We start from the raw sequence: 18,532 nt of genomic DNA, 5'->3' as shown, positions 1-18,532 counted from the left end.
CCATGAAACTGAGTGACTTTGACTTTGACTTACCAGATCACTTGATTGCAACGCGCCCGGTGTCGCCGCGCTCTTCTGCACGTTTGTTATTGGCTCAATCAGGCGTGATTGAGGACAGGCATGTCTTTGATTTGCCGGAAATTTTCGAACCTGGTGACCTTTTGGTGCTGAACAACACGAAAGTGATTCCAGCGCGGCTTTTTGGACTGCGCCGTCGTGAAAGCGCACATGGATCAGGCGAGGCAAAGATCGAAGTGACTTTGCTAGAGCCAAGCGCGCAAGAGGGCGATTGGCGCGCTTTGATAAAACCCTTGCGCAAAGTGAAAGAAGGCGAAGTTATAGTCTTTTCACAAGATCTGAGCGCGACTTTGATTGCCAAAGACGATGGGCAGGGCGTCCTTTCCTTCAATTTGAAAGGCGATGATTTTGACGCGGCTTTGGCCTTGGCTGGGGCGATGCCTTTGCCGCCCTATATCGCCGCCAAACGTGCGGCTGACGAGCAGGACAAAGACGATTATCAGACCGTGTTTGCAGAGCATTCCGGAGCAGTGGCCGCTCCAACGGCATCGCTCCACTTTGACGCGGACTTGCTAGCACAACTGCAAGAACGCGGCGTCGAGTTTGCACATGTGACGTTGCATGTTGGGGCAGGGACATTTCTGCCTGTCAAAGTGGATGATGTCACGACCCACAAAATGCATGCCGAATGGGGGCAAGTTAGTGCGACTGCCGCCAATCAAATTTTGCGGGCAAAACAGGAAGGTCGACGGGTCATTCCTGTTGGGACGACTGCGCTGCGTCTGATTGAAAGTGCAGCGGCAAAAGATGGTCAAATTACCCCTTGGGAAGGTGAAACCGATATTTTCATCTATCCCGGGTTCGAATTTAACGTAGCAGACGCACTAATGACCAATTTTCATTTGCCAAAAAGCACATTGATGATGCTGGTGTCTGCCTTGATGGGGAAAACCCGCATGGACAAAATTTACAGCCATGCGATCAAAAACGAATACCGTTTTTTTTCCTACGGAGACAGCTCGCTGTTGATCCCCCAAAGATAGTTCGCCACAGCGACATCAGGTGTCGCGTGTAAACCATTTGTTTCGTGCGAACGGGTATAGCGCTCGAATCTTAACCATTCGCTCAAGCGGAGCTTACGATGTTCTCAGTTCTTCAAAATTCATGGGCACTTTTGCTCGGTATGATGCTCTTAATGCTTGGAAATGGCTTGCAAGGCACGCTCTTGGGCGTTCGTGGCGAAATCGAGGGCTTCTCGACCTTCGAGATGTCGCTCGTAATGTCGGCTTATTTTATCGGATTTTTGTTCGGATCACGTGCTGCGCCTGATATGATCAGACGTGTCGGGCATGTGCGGGTCTTTGCGGCGCTTGGCTCACTTATTTCAGCGGTTTTAATCCTATATCCGGCGCTCGCAAATGCAGAGGCTTGGATGGTCGGCCGTATCATCATTGGTTTCTGTTTTTCGGCCGTTTACGTTACAGCAGAAAGCTGGCTGAACAACTCTGCCACGAACGAAAACCGCGGCCAGACCTTGTCGCTTTATATGATTGTTCAAATGATTGGCATTGTTGCCGCGCAGGGTGTTTTGTTGCTTGGCGATCCATCTGGCTACATCTTGTTCATTGTTCCGTCAGTTCTTGTTTCGATCGCGTTTGCACCGATTTTACTTTCGATCACACCGACACCTGCATTTGATACAACAAAACCGATGTCCTTGAAAAAGCTCTACGAAGTATCGCCATTGGGTGTTGTCGGGATGTTTCTGCTGGGCGGTGTGTTTTCTGCGCAATTCGGGATGGCGGCCGTTTATGGCGGTAAAGCAGGGTTGAGCATTCCTCAAATTTCACTCTTCGTTTCAGCATTCTATGTTGGGGCGTTGCTTATGCAATATCCGCTTGGCTTTATCTCTGACCGGATGGATCGACGCTTTCTGATCTTGCTGACCGCAGCTTTGGGTGGCGCCGCGTCTATCGTAGCCGTCATTGGTGGGGGCAATATCGTGATCTTGCTGCTGGCCGCTTTTCTTATTGGTGGGACGTCTAATCCGCTATACTCTCTGTTCCTTGCTTATACGAACGACTTTCTTGAACATGAAGACATGGCTGCGGCGTCTGGTGGAATGGTCTTTATTAACGGTCTTGGTGCGATCTCTGGACCCATTTTTACCGGCTGGCTGATGACGAGCATTGGCCCTGCAGCGTTCTTTGGTCTTATCGCGGCGTTGATGTTGGCCATTGCGGTTTACGCGGCCTTCCGTATGACACAACGTGCCGCACCGTCCGTTGATGAAACAGCAGGGTTTCAGGCAATTATGCCGTCATCCTCGCCTGTCTTTGTTGAGGTTGCGCAAGAAATTGCGATTGAAAACGCAATTGAGGAGCAGATGGAGGAAATTTCGCCCTAATTATGTCGTAAACGGCGCATTTTGTTACTAGATTCGGCGTTTATTGTGGATGTAACATTTTTGTAAATGTTTACGCCCAATTGGGAGAAATAAAATGATTGCGGCCCCTGATGACGTATTGAGCTTTTGGCTTGATGAGAAACAGCCACAAGATTGGTACAAGGCAGATGATAGCCTAGATCAAGAAATTCGTGATCGTTTTTGTGAGACATGGCAAGCGGCGATGGATGGCAAATTCGGTCTTTGGCTTACGTATCCAAGCGGGGCACTTGCCTACATCCTGCTGACCGATCAGTTTTCCCGAAATATGTTTAGGGACACGGGAGAGGCCTTTGCATCAGATCGCTTGGCACTTGCGGCAGCTAAAATCGCAATTGATCGTAAGTGGGATATGCGCATTGATGAACCTGCGCGTCAGTTTTTCTATCTGCCCTTGATGCATTCTGAAAACCTTTGCGATCAAGAACGGTGCATTCGTTTGATGAAAGAACGTATGCCAAAAACGGGCGAAAGCAACTTGTTACACGCCAAAGCGCATCGCGAAGTGATCCGCAAGTTTGGTCGCTTTCCTTACCGCAATGATGCTTTGTCCCGTCGTTTCACGCAGACTGAAAAAGAGTATATTCACGCGGGTGGATACGGCTCCACTGTACGCGATCTACAGCTCGTCAGCGCATAGTCTCTTCTATCCTGATTTCTAAAAAGGGTGATCAGTCGGCCACCCTTTTCTTTTGTGCGCACGCTGGTTAGCTTGCCCATGACACTTATAAATCAGGAGAGCTCTGAATGGCCCAAGATTCCTTTGACATGATCGTGATTGGTGCAGGACCTGGAGGCTATGTCGCAGCCATTCGCGGTGCTCAACTGGGCTTGAGCGTTGCGATCATTGAACGTGAACACATGGGTGGGATTTGTCTTAATTGGGGGTGTATTCCGACCAAGGCAATGCTGCGTTCCGCGGAAGTGTTTCACTTGATGCATCGCGCAAAGGAATTCGGCCTTAGCGCCACAGGGATTGAGTATGACTTGGACGCTGTTGTCAAACGCTCTCGCAAAGTGGCGGGCCAGCTCTCATCAGGTATTTCTCACCTGATGAAAAAGAATAAAATCACTGTTGTGATGGGGCAAGCACGATTGGCTGGCAAGGGAAGCGTGGTGGTAAAGGGCGACAAGGGCGAACAAACTCTAAAGTCCAAGCACATCATTCTCGCAACGGGCGCCCGTGCACGCGAATTGCCTGGTCTTGAAGGCGACGGTGATTTGGTCTGGACCTACAAGGATGCGCTCACGCCGTCGCGCATGCCTAAAAAGTTGTTGGTCATCGGATCAGGTGCCATCGGGATCGAGTTCGCAAGTTTTTACAATACGCTTGGTTCTGACACCACGGTTGTCGAAGTTATGGATCGTGTCCTGCCCGTTGAAGACGCAGAGATCAGCGCATTTGCAAAGAAAAGCTTTACCGCACAGGGGATGAAAATCCGCGAAAAATCGATGGTGAAGCAGCTAGATCGTGGCAAAGGCAAAGTGACTGCGCATATCGAAACGGGCGGCAAGGTTACTCAAGAAGACTTTGATACAGTCATTTCTGCCGTTGGCATCGTCGGAAATGTTGAAGATTTGGGCTTGGAAGACGCGGGCATCACAATTGACCGCACGCATGTTGTGACAGATCAATATTGCCGTACTGGCGTTGACGGTATCTACGCGATCGGGGATATCGCTGGTGCACCTTGGCTTGCGCATAAAGCTTCGCATGAGGGCGTGCTTGTCGCGGAACTTATCGCAGGCAAAACGGTCCATCCGATCAAGCCGGGTTCTATTGCCGGGTGCACCTATTGCCATCCGCAAGTGGCGAGCGTTGGCATGACAGAAGCGGCTGCAAAAGAGGCCGGTCACGACATCAAAGTCGGTCGCTTCCCGTTCATGGGTAATGGTAAGGCCATTGCACTTGGTGAGGCGGAAGGCCTCGTCAAAACAATTTTTGATGCCAAAACGGGCGAACTTCTGGGCGCGCATATGGTTGGTGCGGAAGTTACTGAAATGATCCAAGGATATGTGATCGGGCGTCAGTTAGAGACGACCGAAGAAGATCTGATGCACACGGTCTTCCCGCATCCGACCTTGTCTGAAATGATGCATGAAAGCGTTCTTGATGCTTTCGATCGTGCGATACACTTCTAAGGATCGCAAATGCCCTCTTTGAACCGCATCGAGATGCGACGCATAAGCCGGTCTTGGCTGAAAGAATTGCCATTAAGCGGAATGTCTGTTGCTGAAATTTCAGGTCAATGGGGGAAGTATTTCAACTTTGGATCCTACGAACAATTTCGGTATCCCAAATATGATATCTGCAAAGGACCTTATGAAGGTGAGGACGGGCGCCCGCGTAAATTCGATCTGATTATTGCGGATCAGGTGTGGGAACATCTTGATCGTCCCTATGCCGCGACGAAAAACGTACGCAAAATGATGAAACGCGGCTCCTATTTCTACATTGCGACCCCATTTTACATTCCATTTCATGCGGCGCCTCAAGACAACTCGCGCTGGTCTGCGCGTGGGTTGAAAAACTTGCTTGTCGAAAGTGGATTTGATGAAGCTGGCATTCGCACCGCTCAATGGGGCAATCGCGCAGCTGCGCTTCGAAACCTAGAAGAGGTCTGGCCTCCGGAACATGCACCAGATACCGACGATCTGACAAACGACTCCGACTTTCCAATTACGGCATGGGCACTTGCTCAAAAAATCTAATTCTCATTCCAAGGACGTCGCCCAAAGTAGGGGTGAAGACGTTACGCATTGGTTGGTTGTTCTTCTTGTCTGGGGCGCTGGCTTGGGTGCTGCTGCGCAATTTGGTAAGATTGCTGTCACGATTGATGTCTTTCGAGAAATCTATCCAGTCGGTGAGGTTGCGTTAGGCTTTTTGATTTCTTGTGTCGGATTCGTCGGATTGGTTTTTGGCGTGGTCGGCGGGATTTTTAGCCCTAGACTGGGCATCAAGCGAATGTTCATTTTGGGCATATTTTCTGCCGCTGTTTTGTCAGCTTTGCAGTCGTTTTCTATGCCATTCTTCCTTTTGATCATTCTGCGTATTTTTGAAGGGGCCAGCCATCTGTTCATTGTGGTTGCTGGCCCAATTCTTATGGCGCGGCACAGCTCTTTGCGCGCGCGCTCCGGTATTATGACGCTTTGGAGCTCCTTTTTCGGGCTATCCTACATGATTGTCGCATTAATAGCGCCGTGGATCATTGCGCGGGCAGGGCTGCAAGGCTTGTTGCTATCGCATGCGTTTTACATGCTGATCATTGGTCTATGCCTTTCGAAATCGTTGAAGAGCGGGGCTGCGCACTCAAAAAACAAAGATGCGCATGACTCTTTTGATTTTGCCAATCTCCTGAAGCTGCATGTAAAAATCTATCAATCCCCATGGCTCAGCGCGGCTGCATTGGGGTTTGTTTTCTATACGGGCCTTTATATTGCGCTTCTGACCTATCTCCCTGAATTTGTTGCACCAGAATGGCGAACGGGCTTATCCGCGAGCTTACCATTTGCTTCCATCGTCGTGTCGCTCACCTTTGGCGTTGTGTTGCTCGGTTTTGTGAGTGCGGTTCAGGCCGTCATTATTGGCTATGTTTTGATCGCAATCAGTGCGTTCCCGCTTTTGTTGGTGGTGGGGAATGATCCTTTGTTCGTTGCGTTGAGCATAGTTTTGATTGGATCGACCGGGATCGTACCAGGTGCGTCTTTCGCGGCTTTGGCGGAACTCAATCAAAGTGATCAAGACAGGGCCTATGCGACGGGTGCCATAGCGCAATTGGGAAACGTTGGAACAAGCTGCGGGCCACCACTATTGGCTGCAATCATCGCAGTTTCGGGTATTTTAGGGACGATCGGATTTATCATTTTGTTCTGTTTCTTCGGGATATTGGTTCATCTCTTGCTTGCGCGTCGTCGCTCCAAATATCTCGCTTCAATAGATTAAACTTCCGTATATTCTTGATTTGTTCTACCTGTCTTTCTTACATCAGGGCTGGTCGAATCTGCGGCTTTGCCTATGTGTAAGTGCTAGAGCATAGGGGCGCAGAATGGCTGAGTTGAAAAATATCGAAGTACGCGGTGCGCGGGAACACAATCTTAAGTCGATTGATGTCGATATCCCGCGTGATCAACTCGTTGTTATCACGGGTCTTTCTGGCTCTGGTAAGTCATCGCTTGCCTTTGATACAATCTATGCTGAAGGACAGCGGCGTTATGTTGAATCGCTAAGCGCGTATGCACGCCAGTTCCTTGATATGATGCAAAAGCCTGATGTGGATCACATCAGTGGTCTCAGTCCAGCGATTTCAATCGAACAAAAGACGACGTCTAAAAACCCACGCTCGACCGTTGGTACAGTGACCGAAATTTATGACTATATGCGACTGTTGTTTGCACGGGTTGGAACGCCGTTCTCGCCAACGACTGGTTTGCCGATTGAAGCGCAGCAAGTGCAAGACATGGTCGACCGGATTATGGCCATGGACGAGGGGACCCGCGGATATCTTTTGGCACCAATTATCCGTGACCGAAAAGGCGAATATCGCAAAGAATTTATGGAATTGCGCAAGCAAGGATACCAACGTGTCAAAGTAGATGGCGCGTTTTACGAGCTTGATGAACCGCCAACGTTGGACAAGAAATTCCGTCATGACATTGATGTGGTGGTTGATCGGATCGTTATTCGCGAAGGACTGGAAACCCGTCTTGCAGACAGTCTGAGAACCGCCTTGGATCTTGCAGATGGCATTGCCATCCTAGAGACAGCGCCAGCAGAGGGAGAGCCAGATCGTTTTACGTTTTCTGAAAAGTTTGCGTGCCCTGTCAGTGGTTTTACCATTCCTGAAATCGAACCTCGTTTGTTTAGTTTTAACGCGCCGTTTGGGGCCTGTCCTGAATGCGATGGTCTCGGAAAAGAGTTATTTTTTGATGAACGTTTGGTTGTTCCGGACGCGGCGCTGAAAATTTCTGATGGTGCCTTAGCACCGTGGCGCAAGGGGAAGTCGCCATATTTCCTGCAAACCATTGAAGCCATTGCAAAACATTACAAATTTAACCAAAGCACAAAGTGGAAAGATCTGCCTGAGAAAATTCAACAAGTCTTCCTTTATGGCTCAGGTGAGGAGGAGATCCCGTTTCGCTATGATGAGGGCGGTCGTGTCTATCAAGTGACGCGCGTTTTCGAGGGTGTCATTCCAAATATGGAGCGACGTTACCGCGAGACGGATAGCAACTGGATTCGCGAAGAGTTCGAGCGTTATCAAAACAATAGACCATGTGGCACCTGCGAAGGCTACAGGCTTCGCGAGGAAGCATTGGCCGTCAAAATTGCAGGGCTTCACGTGGGTCACGTCGTACAAATGTCGATCCGCGAAGCCTATGAATGGTGCGCGACTGTTCCTGCGGCGCTGTCTGTTCAACGCAATGAAATTGCCAAAGCGATTTTGAAAGAGATTCAAGAGCGTTTGGGTTTTCTTAATAACGTCGGCTTAGAGTACCTTACATTATCGCGCGCTAGTGGAACGTTGAGTGGGGGAGAAAGCCAAAGGATCAGATTGGCGAGCCAAATTGGGTCTGGCTTGCAAGGCGTGCTTTACGTGCTCGATGAACCGTCCATTGGCTTGCACCAGCGCGACAATGATCGCCTGTTGTTGACGCTTAAGAACCTGCGAGATCAGGGAAATACAGTCATCGTTGTTGAGCATGACGAAGAAGCCATTCGTGAAGCCGACTACGTCTTTGATATCGGCCCTGGTGCTGGGGTGCATGGCGGACAGGTCGTTTCTAAAGGGACGCCTGCTCAGATCGTTGCGGATGAAAATTCTGTCACAGGACAGTATTTGAGCGGAAAGCGAGAGATTGCTGTGCCGTCTGAGCGCCGTAAGGGGAACAAAAAGCAGATTAAAGTTGTGAAAGCGACTGGGAACAACCTTCAAAATATCAGCGTTGATTTCCCGCTTGGCAAATTTGTTTGTGTTACGGGTGTTTCGGGGGGCGGTAAGTCGACATTGACGATTGAAACGTTGTTCAAGACAGCATCAATGCGTTTGAATGGTGCAAGACAAACACCTGCGCCTTGTGAGACGATCAAGGGGCTTGAGCATCTTGATAAGGTTATTGATATCGACCAACGCGCAATTGGGCGCACACCTCGTTCAAACCCTGCGACTTATACTGGTGCCTTCACACCAATTCGTGATTGGTTCGCTGGCCTGCCTGAAGCAAAAACGCGCGGCTACAAGCCCGGTCGTTTCAGTTTCAACGTAAAAGGGGGGCGCTGTGAAGCGTGCCAAGGGGATGGTGTCATCAAGATCGAGATGCACTTTTTACCGGATGTCTATGTCGAGTGTGAGACATGCAAAGGCGCGCGATATAATCGTGAAACGCTTGAAATCCGGTTCAAAGGCAAAAGCATTGCAGATGTCTTGAATATGACCGTCGAAGATGCTCAAGATTTTTTCAAAGCCGTGCCAAGCATTCGCGAAAAAATGGACGCTCTTATGCGTGTTGGTCTCGGGTATATCAAGGTCGGACAGCAAGCGACGACGCTTTCTGGTGGTGAGGCGCAGCGCGTGAAGCTGTCGAAAGAGCTAAGCAAACGCTCCACAGGGCGCACGCTGTATATTCTGGATGAACCAACAACTGGTTTGCATTTTGAAGATGTGCGTAAGCTCTTGGAAGTGTTACATGAACTCGTTGAAGCAGGTAACACCGTCATCGTGATTGAGCATAATTTGGATGTGATCAAGACCGCGGATTGGATTATCGATATTGGCCCTGAGGGCGGTGATGGCGGTGGCGAAGTTGTTGCAACAGGGACGCCTGAAGCAGTTGCCGAAGTGGAAGGCAGCTACACCGGCTACTACTTAAAGCCGATGCTGGAAGTTGCCGCGAAGCGCGCCGCAGCGAAATAAGATCAGAGCGGTCGGATCTTCAGTTGAGTGATCCGATTGCCCGAACGTGAGGCGACTTCGAATCGGAAGCCATGAAAGCTAAAGACTTGCCCGGTCGTCGGGATCATTTGAGCTTCGTGGATGACCAGTCCGGCGACTGTGTTCGCCTCATCATCCGGCAAGCTCCAATCAACGGCGCGGTTTAGATCGCGGATCGTCATCGCGCCATCGATCTGGTAGTGACCATCTTGATCAGGCACGAGCGCTGCATCCTCTTCAAGGTCGAACTCGTCTGTTATCTCACCAACGATTTCTTCAAGGATATCTTCCAGCGTGATCAAGCCTTGAAGCGTTCCATATTCATCAACCACCAGCGCAAAATGCGTGCGACGGCGCAAAAAGTTGCGCATTTGATCGTCGAGGGTCGTCGTTTCAGGTACAAAATAAGGCGGCATCGCAACTTCGCGGATGTCGAATTTGGTTAGACCAGCAACCGAACCCGTATCTGCATCAATCAAGCGATGCATTGAACGCAGCAAATCTTTGGCGTGAATTGTGCCAACAATATTTTCAGGTTCACCGTCGTAGACAGGCAGACGTGTGTGCCTGCTTTCTAGACACTGGCGTAAAATCGCTGCTGGATCTTTCGCAGCGTCAATCATTTCGATCCCTGAACGATGAAGCATAACCTCTTCTACGGTACGTTCGCTTAGATCAAGCGCCCCCAAAATGCGATCGCGATCTTCCTTTTCGACAATACCTTCGGAGTGACCAAGGTTCAGCGCGCCTTCAATCTCTTCCTTAACAGCAAGGATATGGCTATCAGGATCCGTCTGGATCCCAAATACCCGCAACACGCCGCGTACGAAGAAGCGAACCGCCGAGACGATAGGTGAGAAAATTTTAACGACCAATTGAATAACCGGAGATACAAGCGCCGCCGCGCGTTCTGCGTTCGTAATCGCATATGTCTTTGGCAAGACTTCCGCAAAGACTAAGACCAGCAGCGTCATGACCAAGGTCGCCAGCGCGACACCGCTTTCGCCAAATGCGCGTGTGAAAAGGGCTGTTGCCAAAGACGTAGCAAGAATATTGACCAAATTGTTGCCCAACAAAACAGAGCCAATCAGGCGTTCATTGTCTTCTGTGATGTCCAAAGCCCGCTGTGCACCGCGCGAGCCTTTGTCTGCTTGCGCGCGCAACTTGCCGCGTGATGCAGCCGTAAGTGCGGTTTCAGAGCCTGAGAAGAAGCCAGACAGGACCAACAACAGCAGGATTGATCCAGCTGTGATCCAAAATGCGCTATCAAGAACAGGTGAAATGGAGTCCATCGGGCTTGTCTTTCTTTGTGTTCTTCATCTTATGGGGGCGGGCGGTCAGCACTTCAAGGGAACGGGACATGCGCATAGACGATTTCGGCGAATTGAGCGGTGAAATTACGATTTTTGGTGGTCCTTATTCTAATATTCAAGCGCTTGACGCGCTTTTGAACACCGCGCGCGGCACGCTGATCTGTACCGGAGATCTGGTGGCTTATTGTGGTGCACCCAATGCTGTGATTGAGCGGATCAGGAGCAGCGATGTGTCTGTGCTTGCAGGGAACTGCGAAAAGCAGCTTGCAGCCAACGCGTTGGATTGTGGGTGCGGTTTTGAAGATGGTACCACATGCGATTTATTGTCGGCGGCTTGGTATTCTTATGCGAACACTCAAGTCGACGCGGATGCGCGTGATTGGATGGGCCGATTACCTGATATTATCACCTTTTCGCAGAGGGGGCGAAAGACAGCGCTTTTGCATGGTGGTGTCACAGACGTAGCGCGGTTTTTGTGGAGCGCATCGCCCGAACAGGATTTTTTGGAAGAGCTGGATGCGTTGAATATTTTATGCGGTGATGTTGATGTTGTTATCGCAGGTCATTCTGGCATCGCGTTTGAGCGCGAAATCGCAGGGGTGCGATGGATAAATGCGGGCGTGATTGGAATGCCACCGCATGATGGAACGCCGCAGACTGAATTCCTACGCATCTCTGACAGCGGTGCGTATCGCTTTGAAAGACTATACTACGATGTTGATGCGGCGATCCGCGACATGGAAAATGCAGGCCTTGTGCAAGGGTATCATGACGCGCTGCGCACAGGCATCTGGCCGTCAGAAGATGTTTTGCCTCAGGACCTTAAGCGCTAATCCTCATCCTTTGCCAAAGGATGATGGGTAAGGACCAGCTCTTGCAAACGCGCCTCTAAAACATGTGTGTATATTTCTGTTGTAGCAACATCCGCGTGTCCCAGAAGTGTTTGGATCGAGCGTAGATCGGCACCGTTCTCCAAAAGATGTGTCGCAAAAGCATGGCGCAGCGTATGTGGCGTGACCTTTGCGGGTGAAACACCCGCATGTACCGCAAGTTCCTTGATCAAGATGTAGAATCTATGCCGCGTCAAATGTCCTTCTTTGCCGCGTGAAGGGAACAAAAAGCGAGAGAGGGTCTTGCCCTTTAAGCGGGCGACTTCTTGGGTTTCTTCCCAAAGGACAAGCCAATCCGCCAACGCATCGCGCGCAGGTGGGGACAGCGGGACCATACGTTCCTTGTCGCCTTTGCCCCGAATAAGCAGCATACGCGGGTTTCCGCGCGCTGCCGCAACTGGCAACGACACCAACTCGCTCACGCGCATCCCAGTGGCGTAGAGCAACTCCATCAAGCACGTATTGCGGATACGATCTGCTTTAGAGCGACCCACGTCTCGCGCAGCGGCAAGCAGGCCATCGACTTCTGCCATGCTCAACGTCTTGGGTAGTCTTTTTTCCTTGCCCGGCCCAGCAATCTGAATGGCTGGATTGTCGTCCCGCCAGCCTTCTTCAAAGCCGAAGCGATAAAGTTGTTTGATTGCTGAAAGCCGCCGCGCGCGGGTGGATTTAGCCAAACCTTGAGCATCGCAATAGATCAAATAGGCTTCGACATCATCGCGGCTTGCGGCGTCAAAGCTTACGGACTTACCAGAAAGCCAACCCGCGAAATCTTTGAGATCGCGCGCATAAGCGAGTTGCGTGTTGTTGGCGGCACCAAGTTCGGCGGCTTGAGCATCTAAAAACGTGGCGATCCAGCGCAGATGATCCTGTGTGGGCATCACCCTTGATCTCTCTGGCCAAGGAGCAGGACCTGAAGCGCCGTACGTCGCGCCGTGTCTTCCAGTCCAACGCTGCGCAAGAAGGCGAGACCGTTTTGCAAGGCGGCAGCGTCCCCTGCAGCCCCCGAAGCCGTCAAGGCCATCGCGCGCAAGATTGCTTCCCCAAGACGGTCATCTGCCACCATTTCGCTTAATCGAGCAGGGGCACCGGATCCGCTAAAGCCAGCTTCTATGGCCGCGCTTATGGCGACAGCGTTATCCCCTTTGGGCTCACCAATCGCGATACTCTGCGCAACTTTAAGCGTCGGATCTTTTGTTTGGCGTTGCGCGACGCTTTCGTAGGCAGGCGATAGCAGTGCAATACGTGAAATAAGATCTGTATCCGCACCCGTGCTTGGCACGCGCAATAAAGCGTCTGCAAAAAGCGTTGCTATCGGCACTTCCAGATCGATCTCTTCTACTTTTGCCCAAGCGCGTTTGAGTTGCTTGAGGATAGCCGTCGGATCACCAGATTTCAGAGCTGTTTCAAGACGTTGCATCGTCTCTACGCGGTCCCAAATGCCGCCGGATGCAGAGGGAATGCGGCTGGTATAAATGCCAAGCAATCGATTTTCCGAGATCGCGCCGACACGCGCCAATCGTTCTGCGGCATCAAGCTGCGGCTTCCAACCAGCATCGCCAGCAAGATCGGTCGCGGTAAATTCACGCGGAAGCGATGAGGTTGGCAGGCTTTCCCCAATTGCCTCGAACAACCTGAATTGCAAAACCGTAGGTCGCTGTGGAACTGCGGGTACAGTGTCGAACAACTCTGGATCTAAAAATCCCTCAAGCAGTGCAACATCTAATGGCTTCAAGGCACCAATAGCATCCGCAGTCGCGAGCATAAGCGCCGCGTTGTCCCAGTTCTGCCCGAGTGCATCGCAATAGATGCGAGGTGCGAAATCACGGCTCAGGCTTGGTTTCGCGCGCAGTGCCGCGCAGGGTGCCTCCGCATCGCCATTCAAAAGGGCCACATCCAAATAGAGCCCGAACAGTTCAACGTGCTCGGGGTCTGCACGCTCAAGAAGGGCGGTCGCAGGGTCTAAAGCCCCAAGGTCCAGCAGCTTTTGAACTCTTGTTTTTATAAAGCTCTCGCCCTGATCCGTTTGCGGCGGATCAGCCTCTGCCAGCAGCAGCGTATAAAGCAGTGATTGCAGGGCAGGATATTGCTCAACATCAAGCGCTTTCATTAACGTGTTTAGCGTATCTACATCGCTGCCTTGCCAAAGTGTTCGCGGCAAGCCGGTTACGTTGCTTGGTAGCAAGCCCGCAGCTGCGCGCACTGGTGCGCCGAGCGGGGACACCGTGATTTGCGGCGTTACCACTGATCCGGCAAATTCAGGTTCGTCAATCACTTCTGCTTGGGGCAGTTCGCTCAGCGGTACAACAATCTGCTTGGGGCGCTTTTCAAGCCATTCAATCGCAGAAAGTGGGTCATTGGCCATTGCTGGCATGCACAGCGTTGTACATAGCAATCCAGCGAGTGCGAATGAGCGATCAATTCGAGCCATTCAAATCCACCGGTACGCGTATTTCTTGCAAAGGCGCAGAAAAATCCGCACCAAAGAACGGTCCAAGGTAGGCATAGGCAACCAACCCAAGCCCTGCAAGAATCGCGAGATACAACAACAATTTGATAATGCGCCACATGTGGTTGATCCTTGCCTGCCTGCCGTCTTTTGTCACGTTTATATATGGCCTTTTTGGTAAGTTCACGTCATTGAGAATACAAATCGAAATTTGGCGGGCATTGGCCGACGTCATTTATTGGATTTCGCTCAAATGGTTTGGAAATTGCATAAAACGGTTGTTCTGGTCGGCATGATGGGTGCGGGCAAAACGGCTGTGGGCAAAGCATTGGCGCAATTGCTTGATGTGCCGTTCCTTGATTCGGATGCAGAGATTGTGAGCGCTGCCAACATGAGCATCGCTGAAATATTTGAACGTGATGGTGAACCGTTTTTTCGCGCGCGCGAAAGTGAAGTGATCACGCGGCTCTTGGATGGAACACCTTGTGTGCTCTCAACAGGGGGCGGCGCATTTTTGGCAGAACGCAATCGCAATTTGATTTCAGCGCGCGGTGTTTCAGTGTGTTTGGAAGTAGAGTTGCCGCTTTTGTGGTCCCGTGTGCGCAACAAAGACACCCGTCCGTTGCTGCAAACTGCGGATCCAAAAGCAACACTAACCGAACTTTTTGAGGCGCGTTCACCGACCTATAAATTGGCTGATGTGTCTGTAAAAGCGAGTTCGGCCTACTCAATCGAAGATATGGCGCATCGCGTTTTGAACGCGTTGCAAGATCGCTCTGATGTTTTGGAGAAAGCAGATGCTTGAAACTGTTCATGTTCCTTTGCTCGGCCGTGAATACGACGTGCGCATTGGACCTGGCCTAATTGCGCAGGCCGGAAAACATGTTGCGCCCTTTCTAGCACGTCCTCGTGTCGCGGTGGTGACTGAGGCGAACGTCGGACCTCTGCATCTCGAAACGTTGCGCGCTGGTTTGAGCGCTGAAGGAATCGATATGGTCGCCCTTGAATTGCCAGCTGGGGAGAGCACGAAAGCATGGCCCGAATTCACGCGTTGCGTTGAATGGCTTTTGGAGCAAAAGATCGAGCGCCGCGATATAGTCATTGCGCTTGGTGGTGGCGTTATTGGTGATCTGGTTGGATTTGCTGCTGCCGTTTTGCGTCGCGGTATTCGTTTCATACAAATGCCGACGTCGCTTTTGGCGCAGGTCGATAGTTCTGTAGGCGGCAAGACAGGTATCAACGCGCCACAAGGCAAGAACCTGATCGGTGCCTTTCATCAGCCCGCTCTTGTTCTTGCAGACACGGATGCGCTTAACACACTGACGCCACGCGATTTTCTGTCGGGCTACGGCGAAGTCGCGAAATACGGGATGCTCGGCGATGCGGCGTTTTTTGACTGGCTTGAAGTCAATGGCCCCAAATTGCGCGAAGGTGACCAAGCGGCGCGTATTGAAGCTGTGCGGCGCTCGGTGCAGATGAAAGCTGACATCGTGCTACGTGATGAAACGGAGCAGGGCGATCGCGCATTGCTCAACCTTGGTCATACGTTTTGCCACGCCCTTGAAGCTGCAACAGGGTATTCTGATCGCCTTTTGCATGGAGAGGGCGTTTCCATTGGCTGTGCTTTGGCGTTTGAATTGTCTGCGCGCCTTGGTCTTTGCGCACAAGAGGATCCGAGCCGCGTGCGCGCGCACCTGCGCGACATGGGCATGAAAGTTGAGCTTTCTGATATCGAAGGTGAATTGCCTGATGCGGCTACGCTTTTGGATCTGATGGGGCAGGACAAAAAGGTCGTTGATGGGCAGTTACGCTTTATCCTCGCACGCGGGATTGGAGATGCTTTTGTGACATCTGATGTGCCTAAAAATGCAGTTCTGTCAGTTCTAGAGGATGCGTTAAAGCAACGTTAACGCTTCCTTTCTCCATAAATATCCCGGGGGTCCGGGGCAGAGCCCCGGTCCGGCTTTGGACTACTTTAAAACGGGATTTCATCATCCAAATCGCGTGAAGGCGCACCGCCGCCACCGCCTTGGCTACCACCGCCATAACCTCCGCCTTGATCATAGCCACCGCCGCCACCTTGGTTGCCGCCGCCATAGCCGCCACCTTGATCGTAACCGCCGCCACCACTTTGACCACCACCGTAACCACCGCCGCCGCCGGCATTGTCGCCACGACCGTCAAGCATGGTCAGTGTGGATGTATAGGGGCGCAACACAACTTCTGTGCTGTATTTGTCCTGACCAGACTGATCCTGCCATTTGCGTGTCTCAAGCTGACCCTCGATATAAACCTTGGACCCTTTGCGCAGATACTGTTCTGCGACGCGGGCGAGGGGTTCTGAAAAGATTGCAACGGAGTGCCATTCAGTACGTTCTTTGCGCTCGCCTGAATTTTTGTCTTTCCAGGTTTCAGAGGTTGCGATGCGCAGGTTGCACACTTTGCCACCGTTCTGGAACGTGCGCACTTCTGGATCGCGGCCCAAGTTACCGATGATAATTACTTTGTTTACTGAACCGGCCATAACGCCCCCTTAAGATATCTATGTGCAGCCTCCGAACCGACTCAGTCAGCGGAGTTTTGCCGAACCTACACCACCATATCATGGTTAAAAACGGAATAACGACACCAGCACTAGGCGAGCGGCGAAAATCCACTATATTGCGCTCAACAACTGGTTAACAGGTGGGCAGATTTAAAAGATGAGTGTTTTCTTAAAGCATGGCGGCAAGGCCCTTTCGGCATTGCTTATCATCGCGTTGGCGACGCCTGTTGCCGCGGATCGACTATCATCAAAGTCGCGTCAAAAGCTCTTTAAATCGCAGGCCAAGGTTTTGGATAACCGCGCGTCGCAACAGTACAAAGCATCTGTGCGGCTCAAGCCCCCGACAGTTGAAACGCCCACAAAGTGGAGCACAAAGAGCCAATCACCAAAGTACAAAGGGCGATACAAAGGCGTGTATGCCAAGATGGCGCGGGAAGCGGCGCGCAAACATGGTATTCCAGAGGATTTGTTTCTGCGCCTTGTGCAGCAAGAAAGCAATTGGAACCCTAACGCGGTTTCACATGCGGGCGCGCAAGGTCTGGCACAGTTGATGCCGGGCACTGCAAAGTATTTGCGCGTTGATCCAAATGATCCGGCGCAAAACCTTGAGGGCGGTGCAAGGTATCTAAAAGAACAATACCGTAAGTTCGGTTCTTGGCGTCTCGCGCTTGCAGCGTATAACGCAGGGCCTGGTGCTGTTGAAAAACACGGTGGCGTGCCTCCTTATAAGGAAACGCGCAACTATGTGAAAGTGATCTGGGGCAGCTAAACGGCCGCCCCACTTTTTGTAGCTCTAGATATTCTCTTTCGCAAAGGCGAGAATTGGTTCGAGAACCTCGCGCTGGACATCTTCGCGTGCTCTTCCTGCATCTGCGCAGATGTTGTCTTCTCCGCTCAGCAGTCCTGAGGCCCCGATGATCGCCCAACCAAGCCAACTGCAAGCGTTGATCCCGCTAAAGTGCCATGCGTCGCGCGCTGATATGTAAAGTGCATTTGGCATTGTGGCAGCGATGCTATCTGCACGCACGCCTGCGGGAATCTCGTCGCGAAGACCAAAGTTAATGATCAATGATGGGTGTTCCATGGCACGCAGCGAGCTTTCTGTCATCGCTCGTGGCAGCGCTGGATCGATCGCAATGGTCGCGCTGATACGATCATCCCTGAAATCCGCCTCATAGAGCGAGGCGTCTATTGAAGTGAAATCAACGCCAGCGTCCTGATACCAACCGCAATCCAAAACACCGCTGAACTCTGTGCAATAGTCTATGAATTGGGCCTTCGAAACCTGAGCACCTGCCATTGCCAGCGCGGTATATCCGCCAAAGGAAAAACCGCTGGCCGCAACGCGTTGCATATCGACGGTAAAATCTGTTGCGCCTGTTTCAAAGGCATCGAGGATTGCGCTCATATCCTTTGGACGCATCCATGTTTGCACGGTCTGATGTGGATCACTGTCGCGTGAGGTGGTTCCATGATGGTTTACCCCAGCAACAATATACCCTTGTTCCGCCAAAGCCGTCGCCATCCAAGCGATCTGGGTCATGCGACCGCCCGAGCCATGTGAAAACACGATCAATGGATGCGCCCCACTTTCCGGCAAGGCGTCGCGTTGCGCCTGAAACCCATACATCAACGCATTTTGAGCAATCAAATCCGCACTCCCGCGCGCGCCTGCAGGGTACCAAATATGCAAGTCTAACGCACGGTCGCGATGTTGTGTTTCCAAAGGCATTTGGGTGAAGCCCACAGATGTTTCGCGCGGCTCAGGTGTGGCCGTGCTTAACGCCCAACCCAAGCCCATTAGAGCAGCAGCGCCACATGTTGTGATTGAAAGGAGCTGTGTGATACGTCGTCTGATAGTCATTGTTTCGGTCTTTCCAATTTGATGTTGATGTCCTCAAACTGGCCAAACCCACTTGAATTTGCGTCCTGAAACGGGTTT

17 protein-coding genes are annotated in these 18,532 nt (G+C 51.5%); 11 read left to right on the top strand and 6 right to left on the bottom strand.

Features of this window, described 5'->3' with window-relative positions; all coding sequences use genetic code 11:
• The first annotated feature begins 2 nt into the window (after positions 1-2).
• From queA to uvrA, 7 genes are all read left to right on the top strand, one after another.
• Entirely contained in the window at positions 3-1,061 is a 1,059-nt protein-coding gene (queA, locus tag ACTG3Z_RS09380) for a tRNA preQ1(34) S-adenosylmethionine ribosyltransferase-isomerase QueA (RefSeq protein WP_439142743.1), read from the top strand.
• 98 nt (positions 1,062-1,159) lie between these two features.
• Complete coding sequence (locus ACTG3Z_RS09375) at positions 1,160-2,425, top strand: MFS transporter (RefSeq protein ID WP_439142742.1); 1,266 nt, start codon at positions 1,160-1,162, stop codon at positions 2,423-2,425.
• Between the two features lie 94 nt (positions 2,426-2,519).
• The gene (locus ACTG3Z_RS09370) at positions 2,520-3,104 is read left to right on the top strand and encodes a DUF924 family protein (protein ID WP_439142741.1); all 585 of its coding nucleotides are present in this window, start codon (positions 2,520-2,522) and stop codon (positions 3,102-3,104) included.
• Positions 3,105-3,211: 107 nt separating this feature from the next.
• A complete protein-coding gene (lpdA, locus tag ACTG3Z_RS09365; protein ID WP_439142740.1) occupies positions 3,212-4,606 on the top strand; it encodes a dihydrolipoyl dehydrogenase in 1,395 nt (464 codons plus the stop codon).
• A gap of 9 nt (positions 4,607-4,615) precedes the next feature.
• Positions 4,616-5,176 carry a dihydrolipoamide dehydrogenase gene (locus ACTG3Z_RS09360; protein ID WP_439142739.1) on the top strand — a complete coding sequence of 187 codons (561 nt, stop codon included), beginning with the start codon at positions 4,616-4,618 and terminating at the stop codon, positions 5,174-5,176.
• Positions 5,160-6,407 carry an MFS transporter gene (locus ACTG3Z_RS09355; RefSeq protein ID WP_439142737.1) on the top strand — a complete coding sequence of 416 codons (1,248 nt, stop codon included), beginning with the start codon at positions 5,160-5,162 and terminating at the stop codon, positions 6,405-6,407. The genes ACTG3Z_RS09360 and ACTG3Z_RS09355 overlap by 17 nt, the downstream gene beginning before the upstream one ends.
• A gap of 103 nt (positions 6,408-6,510) precedes the next feature.
• Positions 6,511-9,375, top strand: a complete 2,865-nt coding sequence (gene uvrA / locus ACTG3Z_RS09350) for an excinuclease ABC subunit UvrA (protein ID WP_439142736.1) — start codon at positions 6,511-6,513, stop codon at positions 9,373-9,375.
• Between the two features lie 2 nt (positions 9,376-9,377).
• On the opposite strand, the gene ACTG3Z_RS09345 is transcribed toward uvrA, so the two are convergent.
• The gene (locus ACTG3Z_RS09345) at positions 9,378-10,685 is read right to left on the bottom strand and encodes an HlyC/CorC family transporter (RefSeq protein WP_439142734.1); all 1,308 of its coding nucleotides are present in this window, start codon (positions 10,683-10,685) and stop codon (positions 9,378-9,380) included.
• A 68-nt stretch (positions 10,686-10,753) separates the two neighbouring features.
• Here ACTG3Z_RS09345 and ACTG3Z_RS09340 point away from each other — a divergent pair, with 68 nt between their 5' ends.
• Positions 10,754-11,539, top strand: coding sequence for a metallophosphoesterase family protein (locus ACTG3Z_RS09340; RefSeq protein ID WP_439142732.1), 786 nt, complete (start codon positions 10,754-10,756; stop codon positions 11,537-11,539).
• Here the strand turns inward: ACTG3Z_RS09340 and ACTG3Z_RS09335 are convergent.
• Genes ACTG3Z_RS09335 through ACTG3Z_RS09325 form a run of 3 tightly spaced genes read right to left on the bottom strand, consistent with a single transcriptional unit; the run spans position 11,536 to position 14,166 of the window.
• Positions 11,536-12,477, bottom strand: coding sequence for a site-specific tyrosine recombinase XerD (locus ACTG3Z_RS09335; RefSeq protein ID WP_439142730.1), 942 nt, complete (start codon positions 12,475-12,477; stop codon positions 11,536-11,538). The two genes, ACTG3Z_RS09340 and ACTG3Z_RS09335, sit on opposite strands and share 4 nt — an antisense overlap.
• Positions 12,477-14,027: a hypothetical protein gene (locus ACTG3Z_RS09330; protein ID WP_439142728.1), complete on the bottom strand. Its 1,551-nt coding sequence runs from the start codon at positions 14,025-14,027 to the stop codon at positions 12,477-12,479. Before ACTG3Z_RS09330 ends, ACTG3Z_RS09335 begins: the two co-directional genes overlap by 1 nt.
• Positions 14,014-14,166, bottom strand: a complete 153-nt coding sequence (locus tag ACTG3Z_RS09325; RefSeq protein WP_439142726.1) for a hypothetical protein — start codon at positions 14,164-14,166, stop codon at positions 14,014-14,016. Before ACTG3Z_RS09325 ends, ACTG3Z_RS09330 begins: the two co-directional genes overlap by 14 nt.
• Before the next feature lie 132 nt (positions 14,167-14,298).
• Here ACTG3Z_RS09325 and ACTG3Z_RS09320 point away from each other — a divergent pair, with 132 nt between their 5' ends.
• Both ACTG3Z_RS09320 and aroB read left to right on the top strand, forming a co-directional pair.
• On the top strand, positions 14,299-14,850 hold the full coding sequence (locus ACTG3Z_RS09320) for a shikimate kinase (RefSeq protein ID WP_439142725.1): 552 nt from the start codon (positions 14,299-14,301) through the stop codon (positions 14,848-14,850).
• Positions 14,843-15,955 carry a 3-dehydroquinate synthase gene (gene aroB / locus ACTG3Z_RS09315; protein ID WP_439142724.1) on the top strand — a complete coding sequence of 371 codons (1,113 nt, stop codon included), beginning with the start codon at positions 14,843-14,845 and terminating at the stop codon, positions 15,953-15,955. The genes ACTG3Z_RS09320 and aroB overlap by 8 nt, the downstream gene beginning before the upstream one ends.
• A 65-nt stretch (positions 15,956-16,020) precedes the next feature.
• Here the strand turns inward: aroB and ssb are convergent, their stop codons facing one another.
• Complete coding sequence (gene ssb / locus ACTG3Z_RS09310; protein WP_439142722.1) at positions 16,021-16,569, bottom strand: single-stranded DNA-binding protein; 549 nt, start codon at positions 16,567-16,569, stop codon at positions 16,021-16,023.
• 178 nt (positions 16,570-16,747) lie between these two features.
• Here ssb and ACTG3Z_RS09305 point away from each other — a divergent pair, with 178 nt between their 5' ends.
• A complete protein-coding gene (locus tag ACTG3Z_RS09305; RefSeq protein WP_439142721.1) occupies positions 16,748-17,359 on the top strand; it encodes a lytic transglycosylase domain-containing protein in 612 nt (203 codons plus the stop codon).
• Between the two features lie 24 nt (positions 17,360-17,383).
• Here ACTG3Z_RS09305 and ACTG3Z_RS09300 read toward each other — a convergent pair whose 3' ends face one another.
• A complete protein-coding gene (locus tag ACTG3Z_RS09300; RefSeq protein ID WP_439142720.1) occupies positions 17,384-18,454 on the bottom strand; it encodes an alpha/beta hydrolase family protein in 1,071 nt (356 codons plus the stop codon).
• Positions 18,455-18,532 lie beyond the last annotated feature (78 nt).

Source organism: Planktotalea sp. (assembly GCF_965659345.1).
GTDB lineage: Bacteria > Pseudomonadota > Alphaproteobacteria > Rhodobacterales > Rhodobacteraceae > Planktotalea.
The sequence above is the reverse complement of the archived record's forward strand: the minus strand, read 5'-3'. Positions and strand labels throughout refer to the sequence as shown.

Excerpts from the sequence above, each read along its gene's own strand:
- queA (WP_439142743.1), top strand. The coding sequence starts at position 3 with ATGAAACTGAGTGACTTTGACTTTGACTTACCAGATCACTTGATTGCA.
- ACTG3Z_RS09375 (WP_439142742.1), top strand. The coding sequence starts at position 1,160 with ATGTTCTCAGTTCTTCAAAATTCATGGGCACTTTTGCTCGGTATGATG.
- ACTG3Z_RS09370 (WP_439142741.1), top strand. The coding sequence starts at position 2,520 with ATGATTGCGGCCCCTGATGACGTATTGAGCTTTTGGCTTGATGAGAAA.
- lpdA (WP_439142740.1), top strand. The coding sequence starts at position 3,212 with ATGGCCCAAGATTCCTTTGACATGATCGTGATTGGTGCAGGACCTGGA.
- ACTG3Z_RS09360 (WP_439142739.1), top strand. The coding sequence starts at position 4,616 with ATGCCCTCTTTGAACCGCATCGAGATGCGACGCATAAGCCGGTCTTGG.
- uvrA (WP_439142736.1), top strand. The coding sequence starts at position 6,511 with ATGGCTGAGTTGAAAAATATCGAAGTACGCGGTGCGCGGGAACACAAT.
- ACTG3Z_RS09345 (WP_439142734.1), bottom strand. The coding sequence starts at position 10,685 with ATGGACTCCATTTCACCTGTTCTTGATAGCGCATTTTGGATCACAGCT.
- ACTG3Z_RS09340 (WP_439142732.1), top strand. The coding sequence starts at position 10,754 with ATGCGCATAGACGATTTCGGCGAATTGAGCGGTGAAATTACGATTTTT.
- ACTG3Z_RS09335 (WP_439142730.1), bottom strand. The coding sequence starts at position 12,477 with ATGCCCACACAGGATCATCTGCGCTGGATCGCCACGTTTTTAGATGCT.
- ACTG3Z_RS09330 (WP_439142728.1), bottom strand. The coding sequence starts at position 14,027 with ATGGCTCGAATTGATCGCTCATTCGCACTCGCTGGATTGCTATGTACA.
- ACTG3Z_RS09325 (WP_439142726.1), bottom strand. The coding sequence starts at position 14,166 with ATGTGGCGCATTATCAAATTGTTGTTGTATCTCGCGATTCTTGCAGGG.
- ACTG3Z_RS09320 (WP_439142725.1), top strand. The coding sequence starts at position 14,299 with ATGGTTTGGAAATTGCATAAAACGGTTGTTCTGGTCGGCATGATGGGT.
- aroB (WP_439142724.1), top strand. The coding sequence starts at position 14,843 with ATGCTTGAAACTGTTCATGTTCCTTTGCTCGGCCGTGAATACGACGTG.
- ssb (WP_439142722.1), bottom strand. The coding sequence starts at position 16,569 with ATGGCCGGTTCAGTAAACAAAGTAATTATCATCGGTAACTTGGGCCGC.
- ACTG3Z_RS09305 (WP_439142721.1), top strand. The coding sequence starts at position 16,748 with ATGAGTGTTTTCTTAAAGCATGGCGGCAAGGCCCTTTCGGCATTGCTT.
- ACTG3Z_RS09300 (WP_439142720.1), bottom strand. The coding sequence starts at position 18,454 with ATGACTATCAGACGACGTATCACACAGCTCCTTTCAATCACAACATGT.